Annotated in this window: 7 protein-coding genes, 1 tRNA gene and 2 rRNA genes; 1 reads left to right on the top strand and 9 read right to left on the bottom strand. The window is 56.0% G+C overall.

What is annotated here, in order from left to right:
- Positions 1–236: 236 nt before the first annotated feature.
- The 5 genes from KORLAC_RS08215 to KORLAC_RS08195 all read right to left on the bottom strand — a co-directional run bounded on the left by KORLAC_RS08215 (position 237) and on the right by KORLAC_RS08195 (position 9,132).
- Positions 237–2,807 (bottom strand): TonB-dependent receptor plug domain-containing protein, encoded by a 2,571-nt coding sequence (locus KORLAC_RS08215; RefSeq protein WP_068305334.1) that lies wholly within the window; start codon positions 2,805–2,807, stop codon positions 237–239.
- 415 nt (positions 2,808–3,222) lie between these two features.
- Positions 3,223–6,351, bottom strand: coding sequence for a bifunctional proline dehydrogenase/L-glutamate gamma-semialdehyde dehydrogenase PutA (gene putA / locus KORLAC_RS08210; RefSeq protein ID WP_139167418.1), 3,129 nt, complete (start codon positions 6,349–6,351; stop codon positions 3,223–3,225).
- A 181-nt stretch (positions 6,352–6,532) separates the two neighbouring features.
- The gene (locus tag KORLAC_RS08205; protein WP_068305331.1) at positions 6,533–7,030 is read right to left on the bottom strand and encodes an Lrp/AsnC ligand binding domain-containing protein; all 498 of its coding nucleotides are present in this window, start codon (positions 7,028–7,030) and stop codon (positions 6,533–6,535) included.
- 199 nt (positions 7,031–7,229) lie between these two features.
- Positions 7,230–7,787, bottom strand: a complete 558-nt coding sequence (locus KORLAC_RS08200) for an Lrp/AsnC ligand binding domain-containing protein (protein WP_074519296.1) — start codon at positions 7,785–7,787, stop codon at positions 7,230–7,232.
- Entirely contained in the window at positions 7,765–9,132 is a 1,368-nt protein-coding gene (locus KORLAC_RS08195; protein WP_082714664.1) for an NAD(P)/FAD-dependent oxidoreductase, read from the bottom strand. The genes KORLAC_RS08200 and KORLAC_RS08195 overlap by 23 nt, the downstream gene beginning before the upstream one ends.
- A gap of 286 nt (positions 9,133–9,418) precedes the next feature.
- Here KORLAC_RS08195 and KORLAC_RS08190 point away from each other — a divergent pair, with 286 nt between their 5' ends.
- On the top strand, positions 9,419–10,324 hold the full coding sequence (locus KORLAC_RS08190) for a LysR family transcriptional regulator (protein WP_068305329.1): 906 nt from the start codon (positions 9,419–9,421) through the stop codon (positions 10,322–10,324).
- Here KORLAC_RS08190 and KORLAC_RS08185 read toward each other — a convergent pair.
- The 4 genes from KORLAC_RS08185 to KORLAC_RS08165 form a co-directional block, all read right to left on the bottom strand.
- On the bottom strand, positions 10,321–10,770 hold the full coding sequence (locus tag KORLAC_RS08185) for a TIR domain-containing protein (protein WP_068305327.1): 450 nt from the start codon (positions 10,768–10,770) through the stop codon (positions 10,321–10,323). The genes KORLAC_RS08190 and KORLAC_RS08185 overlap by 4 nt on opposite strands.
- A 539-nt stretch (positions 10,771–11,309) precedes the next feature.
- Positions 11,310–11,386: transfer RNA gene (locus KORLAC_RS08175), tRNA-Met, on the bottom strand.
- Positions 11,387–11,753: 367 nt separating this feature from the next.
- Positions 11,754–11,868, bottom strand: a 5S ribosomal RNA gene (rrf, locus tag KORLAC_RS08170).
- A 113-nt stretch (positions 11,869–11,981) separates the two neighbouring features.
- A 23S ribosomal RNA gene (locus KORLAC_RS08165) occupies positions 11,982–14,726 on the bottom strand.
- Positions 14,727–14,741 lie beyond the last annotated feature (15 nt).

The following is a 14,741-nucleotide window of genomic DNA, read 5'->3' as shown; positions in this document are numbered from 1 at the left end:
ATGACAAATTCGGCCCTTCCGGCCAAAACAAAAGAAAACAGCCACCTTTTTCAAGATGGCGTCAGCCTTTTCACGTCGGTACTCAGTCATAAACATTTGAACTCGATAGAACAACCCTTTCCCTTGCACCGTCCAACACCGATGGCCCCAGCCACAAGCCTTCCCCCATAGGGAACAGCCCACAAAAGAAAGGGGCGCGCCGAAGCACGCCCCAAAAGTCCTGCTGAGGAAACCGTCTAGAAGTTGGCGGTCAGCTTGGCATACAGGCTGCCACCACCCAGACCAGCAGGGTGATTAAGTGGATAAATGGCACCCAGGAACCCACCGTCGCGGCCAGTAAAGCCCGCTGTGGACCATTCGTCCGGGTAGGCATCAAAGAGGTTCTTCGCACCTACAGCCACCTGGAGCATTTCATTGATATCCCACGTAACCTGCGCATCCACGATGAACATGCCCGGCGTTACAACCGGCAGCGTGGCATCGTTAAAGAGAGATTCGTACGCTTCACCATAATGGTTCACACGAACAAGCCCTGTGAACTGGCCAACCGAGTGGCTGACAGTCAGGGTTGTGCGTGTGCTTGGCAGCGCATCTTCGATCTCCCGCTCACGACCATCGCTGATGGTTGCGCCGCGGTCTGTTACCTTGGTGTCCGTATAGTTGAACGCCAGGGTGATGTTGGTGCGGCCATTGTCCCAATCGATCGGGTAGTTGGCCACGACATCAACGCCTGTGGTGTTGGTATCAAAGTCATTCACGAAGAACTGTACCTGGCTGATGGTTGCCGCTTCAGGATTCCCGAGGTCGATCAGCTCCTGCCGGCTGGCGTCATCAATGGTTGCTGATGTCAGCGACACGCGGTCTTTCACGGTGATATCGAAGAAATCAACCGTCAGATCCACAGCACCCAGTTGGGCAGTGAAGCCAAGGCTGATGTTTTCAGCTTTCTCCGGGTCCAGCTGTCCACCACCGAAGAATTCGGCGATCGGGTCTGTACTGGCGATCACCAGCTGTTCGATCAGCTGACCGTTAGCAAAACCCGTCGAGGCCCGCTGCAGGTTCGACTGACCAAGCGTTGGTGCCCGGAAGCCGGTGCTGAAGGCACCCCGGATGGCGAAGGCATCAGTCACATTGTAGCGCGCCGCGATCTTGCCGTTGAACGTATCGCCAAAGTCGGAGAAATCCTCATACCGGGCCGCCGCACTCATCAGGAAGCGGTCGGTGATATCGGCCTCAAGGTCCAGATAGATACTCTTACTGTTCCGCTTGAAGGTGCCAGCAACCTTGTCGCTGAACCCCTGGAAGCCGTTTGAACCCACTGAGAAGCCCTGGTCCACATAAGGGCCGGCCACATAGGATTCTTCCTGACCTTCTTCAATTTCGAACTGCTCGCGGTGATATTGGGCACCGAAGGCGATATTGAGGTCAGACGCGAAAGCATCCACCGCCACAGGAATAGAGAAATCCGCATTCATGACGGTTTCAGACTGGATCTGGCTGCCAAGCTCGAACGCGGTTGGCGTGTTCGGCCCAAGCGACGCATTCACCGTGTTGTAGATCTCATAAGCTACATCGTTCTTGCCGTGGTTGATGCTGATATCATAGCGGCCAGTCTCCAGCATGTCGCCGCGCACGCCCGCAGAGGCGCTATAGTCAACAACCTTGCCGCCAAAGCGTGGCGTAAAGCCGCCCGGGAACAGGGACTGGAAGGCAAAACAATTGCTGGGTGCCGAATTGATGAAGGCTTCGGCGTTGGCGAAGCTGTCTGTCGGCAGTGGGCCAACCGGGCAGCCGCCTGCACCTGTCGTATCAGCAAACAGCACGTTGCCGTCAGCCGCAAAAACACCGGACCGGTTGGTTGGGTTCCTGTAGAAGAAGCTGCCGTCAACATCACGCGTGGCATAGTTACCGAAAGCATATAGCTCTGACATTCCCATCGGGATCGCTGAGTTGACGATGACCTTATAGTCGTTCTTCACTTCTGGCGCACCCCAGACCACCACAGGGTCCTGGATCGGGAAGCCCGCATCCGCAAGCGCGGTGGCGCCGCTGTTGGTGCCCTCACCGTCCTGCACGCCACGGCTTGTAGGCTGGCCATCTTTCACCTGGAAGGACAGCGTAGCAAAGCCTGTGTCGCCAACATGCGTACCAAACGCGCCGGAGACTTCCCAGGTTTCACCATCGCCCTCATAGGCCTGCGAATATTGCGCTGTGATGCGCCGCACTTCCGGATCATCGATCAGCGCATAGTTCATCACACCCGCAATGGCATCAGACCCATACTGGGCTGCCGCACCATCACGCAGCACTTCAACCTGCTTGAGCGCAGCGCCGAAAAGTGGATTAACATCAACACCTTGTGCGCCTCTGTTCACACCCGATACGAACTCACCCACAACCGCACCACGGTGACGACGCTTGCCGTTCACCAACACCAGTGTGTGGTCGGATGGCAGGGCCCGCAGGTTGACCGGGCGCACCAGTGTTGCCGCGTCACTGATAGGCTCGCGGTTGGCATTGAAGGACGGGATGCTGGAGGTCAGCACGTCCAGCATATCCGTGCTGCCGTGTGCGTTCAGGTCGTCGCCGCTCAGGACGTCCACCGGCACGGCAGCATCCATGGCAGAACGCGCATCCGCCCGGCGCGAACCCAACACCGTAATTTCCTCAAATGCGAAATTCTCATTCGTGTCCGCAGATTGCTCCTGTGCATTGGCGCCGCTAAGCGCCGTACTGGCCAGAAGGCATGACAGGAAGGCTGTTCTGGGGACACCCATCTGCCTGTTTGCTTTAGCTTTAAGTTTCATGGTCGGAACCCCTCCGTTTTAAAAAATCCGGCTTGCTCGCTTTTGCACCAAAGCTGGCGACAGCCGGCCACTTTCTCCCTGATAGGATTAATGAATTATAAGAAGGAGACCCCAGCATGTGTCGCTGTAATTGGGAAAAATCAGTTATTTTATCTAGCAAAACAAAAGATCAGCAGCACATTATGCTGCACCCTGTACTAGCCCTATACTTACCCATGATTTAGACGTACGACCCGCGAATTTTGGGATTATTTAATCTTGCTTTGATGGGCGGCTGCCCCCGGGGAATGGGAGGTCGTCGGGGGCAGCCTGTTCGAACCGGGACCCTATCGCTTACACAAAGGGGGGATGAGTAACTGCGGTTTTGCACCGAATGGCGAGTGCCGCGGGCCCCGGTCCGAAAAGGGGTAAGTGATTAGCTGACCATCAGAATGGCAGGGTCGCCACCGCTGGCCATGATATTCACCGACAAGGTCTTTTCCGTCGCAAATTTATAGAGGTAGCGTGGCCCGCCGGCCTTATAGCCCGTGCCCGAGAGGCCCTGCCCGCCGAACGGCTGGGAGCCAACAACCGCACCAACCATATTGCGGTTGATATAGGTGTTGCCCACAGGCGCTTTTTTGAACACCTCACGCCAGCGGCTTTCCATACGGGTATGGATGCCAAGTGTCAGGCCATAGCCGGTTGAAAAGGCTTCCTGAAGCTTTTCTTCAAGCTGGCTTTCGGCGTAACGGACAATATGTAGGATAGGGCCGAATTGTTCCTCACTCAGCTCTGTAATGCTGCCAATCTCGAAGAGGTGCGGGGCAATGAAGGTGCCGTTCCTACAGTCGGCTGGCAGCTCCAGCGCATAGTGGTTATCGCAGCTTCTGGCCATGTGGTAGCAGTGCTCGCCCAACTTGTCAGACGCCCTGCGGTCGATCACCGGCCCAACGTCCGTATCGATGTCTGCAGGTGACCCGATCTTCAGCGTATCCATCGCACCCTTGATCATATCGATGGCGGCATCGGCGATGTCTTCCTGCAGGTAAAGAACCCGCAGAGCTGAACAGCGCTGGCCCGCGCTTTTGAAGGCCGATTGCACCACATCGTCCGTGACTTGTTCGAGAAGCGCCGTGCTGTCGACAAACATCACGTTCTGGCCGCCGGTTTCGGCGATGAACGGCACAATCGGACCGGGCTTCATGGCCAGCACGTGGTTGATGGCGTGCGCCGTCTGGGTGCTGCCCGTGAAGGCCACACCACCCACCGCTGGATGCTGCACCAGTTCGCCACCCACGGCGCCGTCGCCCGGCAACAGCATGGCCACATCTTCCGGCACACCCGCCTTATGGAGCGTCCGGATCGCCCGGTCGGCGATAATCGGCGTTTGTTCTGCCGATTTGGCCAGAACCGTGTTGCCGGCCGCGAGAGCAGCCACCACCTGGCCAACAAAAATCGCCAGCGGGAAGTTCCAGGGGCTGATGCAAACAAACACGCCGCGGCCATGCAGGCCAATGGTGTTTTCCTCACCCGCCGGGCCAGGCAGGCTGACGTAATCGGTGAACTCGCGCTCAGCCTGACCCGCATAATAGCGGCAGAAATCTACGGCTTCACGCACTTCCGCCACGGCATCGGGGTAAGTTTTCCCGGCTTCACGCACCAGAATGGCAATCAGCGGGATCAGGTCAGCCTCCAGCATGTCAGCCGCCTTGTTCAAAAGCACAGCCCGCTTGGCACCGCCAAGACGGTCCCACGCTGGCTGGCTTTTCCGCGCCGCGTCAAAGGCAGCGCCAACCTCATCAGGCGTGGCATAACGCACAGTGCCGATAATTTCGGTGTTATCTGCCGGATTTGTCACCGGCCGGCCACCATCCTGGCCCGGGCGTACGCCAGGCACCAGCGGTCCTACATCGAAGCTTTCACCTGCACAGTCCTTGACTGCCTGGGTCAGTTCATCCAGCACGGCGGCTGACGTCAGGTCGAGCCCCATAGAGTTGTCACGAGACATGCCGAAAATCCTTTTTGGAAGAGGAATACTGGGGTGACGAAACTCGTTCAGCCCCCGCGTCACTTTGATTGGGTCCTGCACAACGTCGGCAGGCGGAATGGATTTGTCCATAAAGCGGTTCACAAAGGAACTGTTGGCACCATTCTCCAGAAGCCGCCGCACCAGATAGGCCAGCAGGTCCTTGTGGCCACCCACAGGCGCATACACCCGCACCGGCGGGCAGACTTCCTGCCCCTGGAAGGCGACATCATACACCAGCCGCCCCATGCCGTGCAGGCGCTGGAATTCAAAACCGCCCGCCTTGCCCATGGCCAGATAGGAAATGGCTGCAACCGTATGGGCGTTGTGGGTGGCGAACTGGCCAAACAGCCGGTCGCTACGCTTCAGGATTTCCTGCGCGCACACAAGGTACGACAGGTCAGACGTGGCCTTGCGGGTGAAAACCGGGAAATCTTCCAGCCCCTGTTCCTGCGCGTGCTTGATTTCAGAATCCCAGTAGGCGCCCTTCACCAGCCGCACCATGAATTTCATGCCTGTATCGCGGCTCAGGGCATCCAGCCAGTGGATCACCGGCAGTGCGCGCTTGCCGTAGGCCTGCAAGACAAGCCCGAAACCTTCCCAATCCTGCTGCACCTCACCGCTTCTGACCACGCCTTCAAAAATATCGAGCGATAGTTCAAGCCGGTCCGCTTCCTCAGCATCAATACTCAGCTTCACACCAAGGAGCGCTGCCAGCGATGCAAGTTCAGTCACACGCGGCAGAAGGTCCCGCAGCAGTTCTTCGCGCTTGGTATATTCATAGCTGGGGTGCAGCGCCGAAAGTTTGATCGAGATACCCGACCTGTCATAAACGCTGTTGCCAGCGCCTTGTTCGCCCGCCACCTGAATCGCAGCCTTGTAGGCTTCGAAATAGCGGTCAGCATCCGCAAAAGTCCGCGCGGCTTCTCCCAGCATATCGAAAGAATAAAGCTGGTTCGGACCATAGAGCTTCTTGCCGCGCGAGATGGCTTCATCCATGGTCTCGCCCAGCACAAACTCCGCCCCCAACACCTTCATGGCCTGCATCATGGCGGCACGGATGACCGGCTCGCCCAGACGGTGGATCATGCGGCCCAATATGCGGTCAGGCGCCCCTTCTTCGGCTTTGCCCAGCGCAATCACCTGACCGGTCAGCCGAAGGCCCCAAGTTGAGGCATTGACGAAAAAGGAATCGGCATGGCCGATATGGGCCGCCCATTCACCCGGCGCGATCTTGTCGGCAATCAGGGCATCGCGGGTTTTCTTGTCCGGCACGCGCAGGAGTGCTTCGGCCAGGCACATGAGCGCGATGCCTTCCTGGTTCGACAAGCCATACTCCAGAAAGAAGGCATCCATCAGGGGCTGCACGTCTTTCTGTGTCCGGGCGTTTTCCACCACACGGCATGCGGCAGCTTCAATCTGCTCTGCGCCGTCGTCCGATATTTCACACTGGTCCAGCAGGCGCTGAACCAACACCTCTTCATCCAACAGTTTGCTGGATGCAATTTCATTCCTCAGGTTTTTGAGATCACACATGGCATACATCTTTCACCAACACTTCCCTGCCGATGATCGTAGGAAAGAAGGCGCAGCATGTGTGACCATAATTCAGGAAAAACAGTTATTTTATCTGCCCAAAAGCCAGGATTGCAGATTTTTATGCTGGCTCTGGAGCGCGCGCCAGCAAGCCCCCAAAGACAGGGCTTTGCGGGGCAGTTCAGTTGGGCCCCAGGGTACCCAGCCCCGGCTTGATTACCTGCAACAGGTGTGTGTCCTTGACCTCTTCCATCACAAAGAAGCTTTGGGTATTGGCCACCTCCGGCATGATGGTCAGCTTCTCGCCCATGAAGCGGCGAAACTCCGTCATGTCCTCGGTGCGAATTTTGAGCAAATAGTCAAAACCGCCGCCAACCATGTAGCATTCGACGACCTCGTCGAACTTGGCGATCTTCTTTGCGAAACTGTCGAAGACATATTCCGTGGTCCGGTCAAGGCTGACCGTGATGAAAGTAACAAAGGCGCATTTAAGGTGTTCGGGCGACAGAACAGCGTGATAGCCCTTGATATAACCTTCGCGCTCCAGCCGCCTGACACGGTCAAGGCAAGGTGTTGGGCTAAGGTTGATCGCCTGCGAGAGGGCGGCGTTCGAGATACGCCCCTGCGCCTGCAGAATATCCAATATACGCTTGTCGATAGCATCCAGCTTCTTGGTCATGCTCTGGCCTCACACCCAACTATCATAACGGGTCATGCCAAAGGCCCCCAATTGGCATCACACGCGTCAAACCCTTCAACTTTGCGAACAATATCTTCCTTGCAGCAGAATATGTAACCATTTTTCCAGAAAATGAGTTATTTCCTGTCGCGGTTTTCCTGCTTTCCAGCCATTTCTACTGGCCTTAACCCGAACACCATCAAGAAGCCCTGTTCGCAACTTTCCGTGGTGAGACGGTTTGCGCATCCATATTGAGAATATTTCTGTCGGAAAATTCTGACGCAGGCACTGGCTTGCGCACCGCAATCTCATGGGTATTCTTTACCTCTTCCATGGCAAAATAGCTTTGGGTGCTGGCCAGTTCCGGCATACAGGACAGCTTCTGTGCCATGAAGCGCCGGAATTCCTGCATGTCTGCGGTCCGAACCTTGAGAATATAATCGAACTTGCCGCCGATCATATAACAGGACATGACCTCGTCGAACTTGGCAACCGACTTTGAGAAGCTCTGGAACGCTTCATCAGACGTATGGTGCAGGTTCACAGCCACCAGGGTGATGAAATTACTGTCCAGCAGTTCAGGGCACAGTTCGGCATGATAGCCCCGGATGTAACCCTCACGTTCCAGCCGCCTTACGCGGTCAAGACAAGGGGTGGGGCTGAGGTTGATCGCGGCCGAAAGTGCCGCGTTCGAAATGCGACCATCGCGCTGCAGGATTTCCAGAATGCGTTTATCAATGGCGTCCAGAGGTTTCATTACTCACTCTCCCAGGGTTAACCGGGCGCCTGTCGGCGACCGCACCTTCCCGTGCCTCAACGGCGGTAAAACCAGAACGGCGGGCATCCACCGCGTGAAAAAGCGTGGCGCCTGCCTCAAAATAGGGCGCTTTGATGCGCGAAAGTGGGTCGCTCATAGGTGATTGCACCGGCAGCGGCAGCGCGCCCTCGTCGCCAGTGGCCACCCAATCTGCCAGCGCTTTGCCGAAAGCGGTTCCCGGCCCGATACCGCGCCCGCTGAAACCGTAAATGGCCAATCCCCGCTCACCCAGGTTTGTGATTTTGGGCAGATGATCACGCGACATGGCAATCCGGCCGGTCCAGGCGTGCTCAAAATCTGTTCCCGCAAGGCCAGGGAACAATTGCGCGACCTTGCGGCGGGCCCAGGCGCTGTGCGTGCCCCCGCCCATATTGTCCAGATCGCCCACGCCGCCAATCAGCAACCGACCAGCCGCGTCCACCCGGAAGGACGTCATCACCAGTCCCGTGTCCCAGCAGCCTTCGCCGCGCGGCAGAATCCGGTTGCGCATGGACGCAGGTATAGGGGCTGTCGCCATCTGGAAGAAGCATACCGGCGTGTAGGGGAAATCATGGGCGCCCCACCGGCTGTAGGCGTTCGTCGCCTGAATGACCGTGTTTGCGGAAACCGAAGCCGTCGGCGTTCGAACCTCCCAACCGTTACCGGCGCGAGACAGCGCCACAGCGGGGCTCTGCTCATATACTCTGACGCCCAATTTTGTTGCCGCACGCGCCAATCCGGCAACGTAGGATTTCGGCTGGATGGTGCCGGCGCGCGGGTCAAAAAGCGCACCAGCATAGGCGCCTGTTCCCGTGCGGCGAGCTGTTTCATCCGCGTCAAGCAAGGATACAACTGCTCCGCGCTCGCGGCGCTGCCGGTAGCGGGACTGGAGATCCTTCATGCCACGTGCGCCAACGGCACAATGCAATGTTCCCTGCTGCACCGCATCACACGGGATGTCATATTTGTCGATGAGATCGAAGACCAGTTCGGGAGCATCTGCCAACACCTGATTAAGCTTGCGCCCAGGCTGTGCGCCCAGCTGCTTTTCCACGTCATCAGGCGGCAACCACAGGCCTGAGTTCACCAGACCGACGCTTCGGCCGCTGCCGCCTGCGCCCACCTGCCCAGCCTCCAGAACACAGACGTCCGCGCCAGCTTCCGCCAGATGCAGCGCCGCAGAAAGACCGGTATAGCCGCCGCCGATGATCACAACGTCGGCGGTTGTGCGCTCACAAAGTTCCGGCGCCGAAAACCCAATGGTTTCCGTTTCCTGCCAAAGGTTCTGTTCCACTGCCCTGGCCATTTCAACCATACTCCACGCACTCGACAGGGCCCAATGCAGGGTCGGATCGATACCTATCCTGCCTACTGACCAATCGTTTTAATTCTAAATCATCATACTTCCTGCTCACCCACATTCCCGTTAACTGCTAGAGCGGAAACCAGTCCAAAACGGCCACGCGCCCTATTTTTTCAACAGTTAATGAGGATATACAGGCAATACCAATCCTTCTACTTTCCGGGATTTGACACCTCACCTTGGATATGTTCAAACAAATTGTCAGAATTTAATATGAGTAAATGGAATAATGGGCACAACACGATTTTATCCATCCATCGCCTCATTGCGGGCACTTGAGGCCTTTGAGCGGCTCGGCAGTGTCACCAAGGCGGCGGACGAACTGGCACTGACGCAAAGCGCAGTCAGCCGCCAGTTGCAGACGCTTGAAAACCACGTAAGCGTTTCCATGTTTGTGCGCGACGGCAAACGCATCGCCCTAACCCCAGCAGCCCTCAACTATGCACGCGACATCAGAACAGCCCTGATGACGATCCAGAATGCGTCCATCCGGCTGAAGGCCAACCCGCGGGGCGGCAGCTTCAACCTGGCGATCCTGCCCTCCTTCAGCGTGCGCTGGCTGGCTCCCAAGCTGCCTGATTTTGTCGCCAGGCATCCTGAGGTCACCTTAAACCTCGGGACAAACCTGGAGCCGTTCGATTTCGACACGGAGCCCTATCATGCTGCTATTCATTTCGGCGCGCCGGACTGGCCCGACGCCAACCATATGGAGCTGATGACGGAAACCGTTATTCCGGTAGCCGCGCCAGCCCTACTGAAGCGAAACCCGACCACATCAGTTGCGGATATTATGGAACAGCCGTTGCTGCACATGAACTCACGCCCCAATGCGTGGGAAGCGTGGTTTCAGATGAATGGCACAGTGCCCACATTGCTGACAGGCCCCTTGTTCGACCAGTTCGCGACCATGACACAGGCCGCCGTGCACGGCTTGGGGTTTGCGCTGTTACCGGAATATATTATCGAGCGTGAACTTGAAAAAGGCCTTCTGGAAAAGGCCGTGGACGTACCACCTGTCAGCCTGGGCAAATATTATCTGGTCTGGCCCAAGACGATGTCTGAATACCAGCCAACCATAACCTTCAAAAACTGGCTGAGCCGCTATGCGGCCAGCGGCCCTATCACGAGCGCCTAGTGGCTGTACCCGCTACTGTTCGCTGTCTTCGATCTGGTGCCTGCTCCCACCACTCCGGAGTGCCAACGGCGGTTTTCAAACATCTGTTGCACGCTGAAAGCCCGCCAGTCGAAATAGGGAATATGGTCTGAAAGGCCTGCGCACCAGGTGCTGGAAAAGCCGCCCAATTGCACAACTGGCAGCTCCAGGTTATGGGCCACCCGGACCTCCTGCATCACATTGCCGGCCCGGTGCGTATGCTTGCCCACCAGCACGATCAGGCCGTCAACGCGGGCGACGGCACTATTGAGGCTGGAAATGATCTCCGAATGACTATGGCAATAGTCCATTGAATGAGCCGCCACCATTGCACGCTCTTTGTCCTGCGCCAACTGACGCATGAACTGACGATAGAGGCCACTATCGTGACAAAAATCATATGTCAGGAATATCTTACGCTCTGTCATGTCCCTCTCCTGTGCTTCCCGGCAGGGCGGCGGCGCATGACCAGCGTTTGCGCGCCCCTGCAATCATCAATGCTAGGAAAAGAAAGGCAGCATGTGGCACTGAATATAGCGCTGAGGCATTATTTTATCCCGGAAAACAGATGTATTTTGGTTATTTAGCCTGCCGGCCAACCGTGGGGCGTACACAGAAAGTCCCGGAACGCACGGTTCCGAGGCTTTTTGTCCGCGACTTGCGTGTATTTTTGGTTGTTGCTTTTAGGATTTACTGCTTCGGGCTCTATGCGCTCCTCACATTACTTTCACCAGGCTTTGGTCGAGCATAGATTTAAGCCGCCACCCCCAGGCCAAAAAACGGTCCTGGGGACCGAGGTTTGTTTTTGGTTTTGTGGGTAGGATTAGTCTCGTGGCTTTGCTCCTCGTCAGCTTGGCTAGGAACCTTTGGTAAAACAGCCTTGCGGTCTGTTTTACCAGGAGCAAAGCCTGGCCCCGCCCAACAAAGATTTAAGGCCGACCCCCGTGTTGGGGATCGGCCTTAAATTTGGTTGCGGGGGTAGGATTTGAACCTACGACCTTCAGGTTATGAGCCTGACGAGCTACCGGGCTGCTCCACCCCGCGTCATATGTCTACGTTTAGGGCCGTCGCCCGGTAGCAGGTATGTCTGGCGCCTTTCGGCGATGCAGACGGTTTCGCTTTCGCTTCGCCTTGGCGGGCTGCTCCACCCCGCGTCAATTATGTTTTGCTTCCGGTCTGGCTTTGCCATTCCATGAAGCGCGCTCAGGGCTGCTCGCTTTGTTTGCGAGGCTTGAGCGGGTTTCACGCTAATTACCGAAGCCCGGAGGGGCTGAGGCAAGGCCGACTGGCCGTCGCGAACGTTTTCGCGGAAGCCAAGCGTGAGCGCCGGCGCTTGAGGTAAATTAAAAAACCGCCTTATGGCGGTTTGTTTAATTTTTTGAAGTTGTGATGATGTTTTACTCTTTTGTAGATCTGGCGGCGACCTACTCTTCCGCGCCTTAAGACGAAGTACCATCGGCACAAAGACCTTTCACTTCCGGGTTCGGGATGGGACCGGGTGGGACAATCTTGTTATAACCACCAGATCAACAAAAGAGTAAACAGCAAGCAGTGCTTGCCGGATTGCGTTTTATTATTGGTGCATGCTTTGAAGTTGTTCCACACATAGAGAGAGTGTTGTTCTCTGTCTATGGAGGGGCTCTTCAAGCCTATCGAGCAATTAGTATCAGTAAGCTTCATCCATTACTGGACTTCCACACCTGACCTATCAACGTGGTGGTCTTCCACGGCTCTCAGAGAGACCTAATCTTGAGGGGGGCTTCCCGCTTAGATGCTTTCAGCGGTTATCCCGTCCGGACATAGCTACCCTGCAATGCGGCTGGCGCCACAACAGGTCCACCAGAGGTCCGTCCACCCCGGTCCTCTCGTACTAGGGGCAGCTCCTCTCAAGTCTCTTGCGCCCACGGCAGATAGGGACCGAACTGTCTCACGACGTTCTAAACCCAGCTCACGTACCTCTTTAATTGGCGAACAGCCAAACCCTTGGGACCTGCTCCAGCCCCAGGATGAGATGAGCCGACATCGAGGTGCCAAACACTGCCGTCGATATGAGCTCTTGGGCAGTATCAGCCTGTTATCCCCGGCGTACCTTTTATCCGTTGAGCGATGGCCCTTCCACACAGAACCACCGGATCACTATGACCGACTTTCGTCTCTGCTCGACCTGTCAGTCTCGCAGTCAGGCAGGCTTATGCCATTGCACTCAACGATCGATTTCTGGCCGATCTGAGCCTACCTTCGCGCGCCTCCGTTACCATTTGGGAGGCGACCGCCCCAGTCAAACTACCCGCCACAGTGGGTCCCAGTCCCGGGTTCACGGGACGTGGTTAGATATCAGGAACAACAAGGGTGGTATTTCAAGGGTTGGCTCCACAAGGACTGGCGTCCCTGCTTCAAAGCCTCCCACCTATGCTACACATGTTGTCCCTAATACCACACTGAAGCTGTAGTAAAGGTGCACGGGGTCTTTCCGTCTAACCGCGGGTACTCCGCATCTTCACGGAGAATTCAATTTCGCTGAGTCTATGTTGGAGACAGTGGGGAAGTCGTTACGCCATTCGTGCAGGTCGGAACTTACCCGACAAGGAATTTCGCTACCTTAGGACCGTTATAGTTACGGCCGCCGTTTACCGGGGCTTCAATTCGGTGCTCTCACACCTCCTCTTAACCTTCCGGCACCGGGCAGGCGTCAGACCCTATACGTCGTCTTGCGACTTCGCAGAGCCCTGTGTTTTTAGTAAACAGTCGCCACCCCCTCTTTTGTGCCCCCACCAAAAAGTTGCCTTAATGGTGGGCCTCCTTCTCCCGAAGTTACGGAGGCAATTTGCCGAGTTCCTTCAACATAGTTCTCTCAAGCGCCTTGGTATGCTCTACCATCCCACCTGTGTCGGTTTCGGGTACGGTCTATATGGTGGTGCTATTTCCTGGGACACCTTCGCGGCCCTTCCAATCCAATAAGGAAGAACAACTTACGGTATCCGTCACATTCCACCAGGTACAGGAATATTAACCTGTTTCCCATCGACTACGCTTTTCAGCCTCGCCTTAGGGGCCGACTCACCCTGCGCGGATTAGCCTTGCGCAGGAACCCTTGGGATTTCGGCGACAGTGTCTCTCACACTGTTTATCGCTACTCATGTCAGCATTCTCACTTCTGATATCTCCAGCATGGCTCACGCCACACCTTCGCAGACTTACAGAACGCTCCGCTACCACTTGATCATAAGATCAAATCCACAGCTTCGGTACATGTCTTGAGCCCCGGTACATCTTCGCCGCAAGACAGCTTAATTAGACCAGTGAGCTGTTACGCTTTCTTTAAATGATGGCTGCTTCTAAGCCAACATCCTGGTTGTTTTGGCCGTCTCACATGCTTTCCCACTTAGACATGATTTAGGGACCTTAGCTGGTGGTCAGGGCTGTTTCCCTCTCGACTATGGACCTTAGCACCCACAGTCTGTCTCCCAGGCTCTACTCTACGGTATTCGGAGTTTGGTTAGAATTGGTAAGGCTCGCGCCCCCCGCATCCATCCAGTGCTCTACCCCCGTAGGTAATACCTGAGGCACTACCTAAATAGTTTTCGCGGAGAACCAGCTATCTCCCGGCTTGATTGGCCTTTCACCCCTAGTCACAGGTCATCCCCGTCTTTTTCAACAGACGTGGGTTCGGTCCTCCAGTGCATGTTACTGCACCTTCAACCTGCCCATAACTAGATCGCCGGGTTTCGGGTCTAATCCACTTAACTCAGTCGCCCTATTCAGACTCGCTTTCGCTACGCTTACACCTAACGGCTTAGGCTTGCTAAGTAGACTAACTCACTGACCCATTATACAAAAGGTACGCCGTCACGGAACAAGTCCGCTCCGACTGCTTGTAGGCATTCGGTTTCAGGTTCTATTTCACTCCCCTCATCGGGGTACTTTTCACCTTTCCCTCACGGTACTGGTGCGCTATCGGTCGTATGGTAGTATTTAGGCTTGGAAGGTGGTCCTCCCATGTTCAGACAGAATTTCACGTGTTCCGCCCTACTCGAGGCCATTCTCTTTTCTTTCCCGTACAGGACTATCACCCACTATGGTCCAACTTTCCAGATGGTTCCGGTAAATCAAAGAATGGCACTGGCCTGGTCCCCGTTCGCTCGCCACTACTAGGGGAATCTCTGTTGATGTCTTTTCCTCCGGCTACTTAGATGTTTCAGTTCGCCGGGTTCGCCTCCTAACGCTATGTATTCACGTTAGAATACCCCTAAGGGTGGGTTTCCCCATTCAGAAATCTGTGGGTCAAAGGTTACTGGCACCTCACCACAGCTTATCGCAGCCTGTCACGTCTTTCATCGCCTCCATACGCCAAGGCATTCACCAAATGCCCTTTCGTCACTTGAGAGCTCCTCCATATCCA

This window comes from Kordiimonas lacus, assembly GCF_001550055.1.
Lineage (GTDB): Bacteria > Pseudomonadota > Alphaproteobacteria > Sphingomonadales > Kordiimonadaceae > Kordiimonas > Kordiimonas lacus.
Note: the sequence above shows the minus strand (reverse complement) of the source record. Positions and strands in the feature narration are given on the sequence as shown.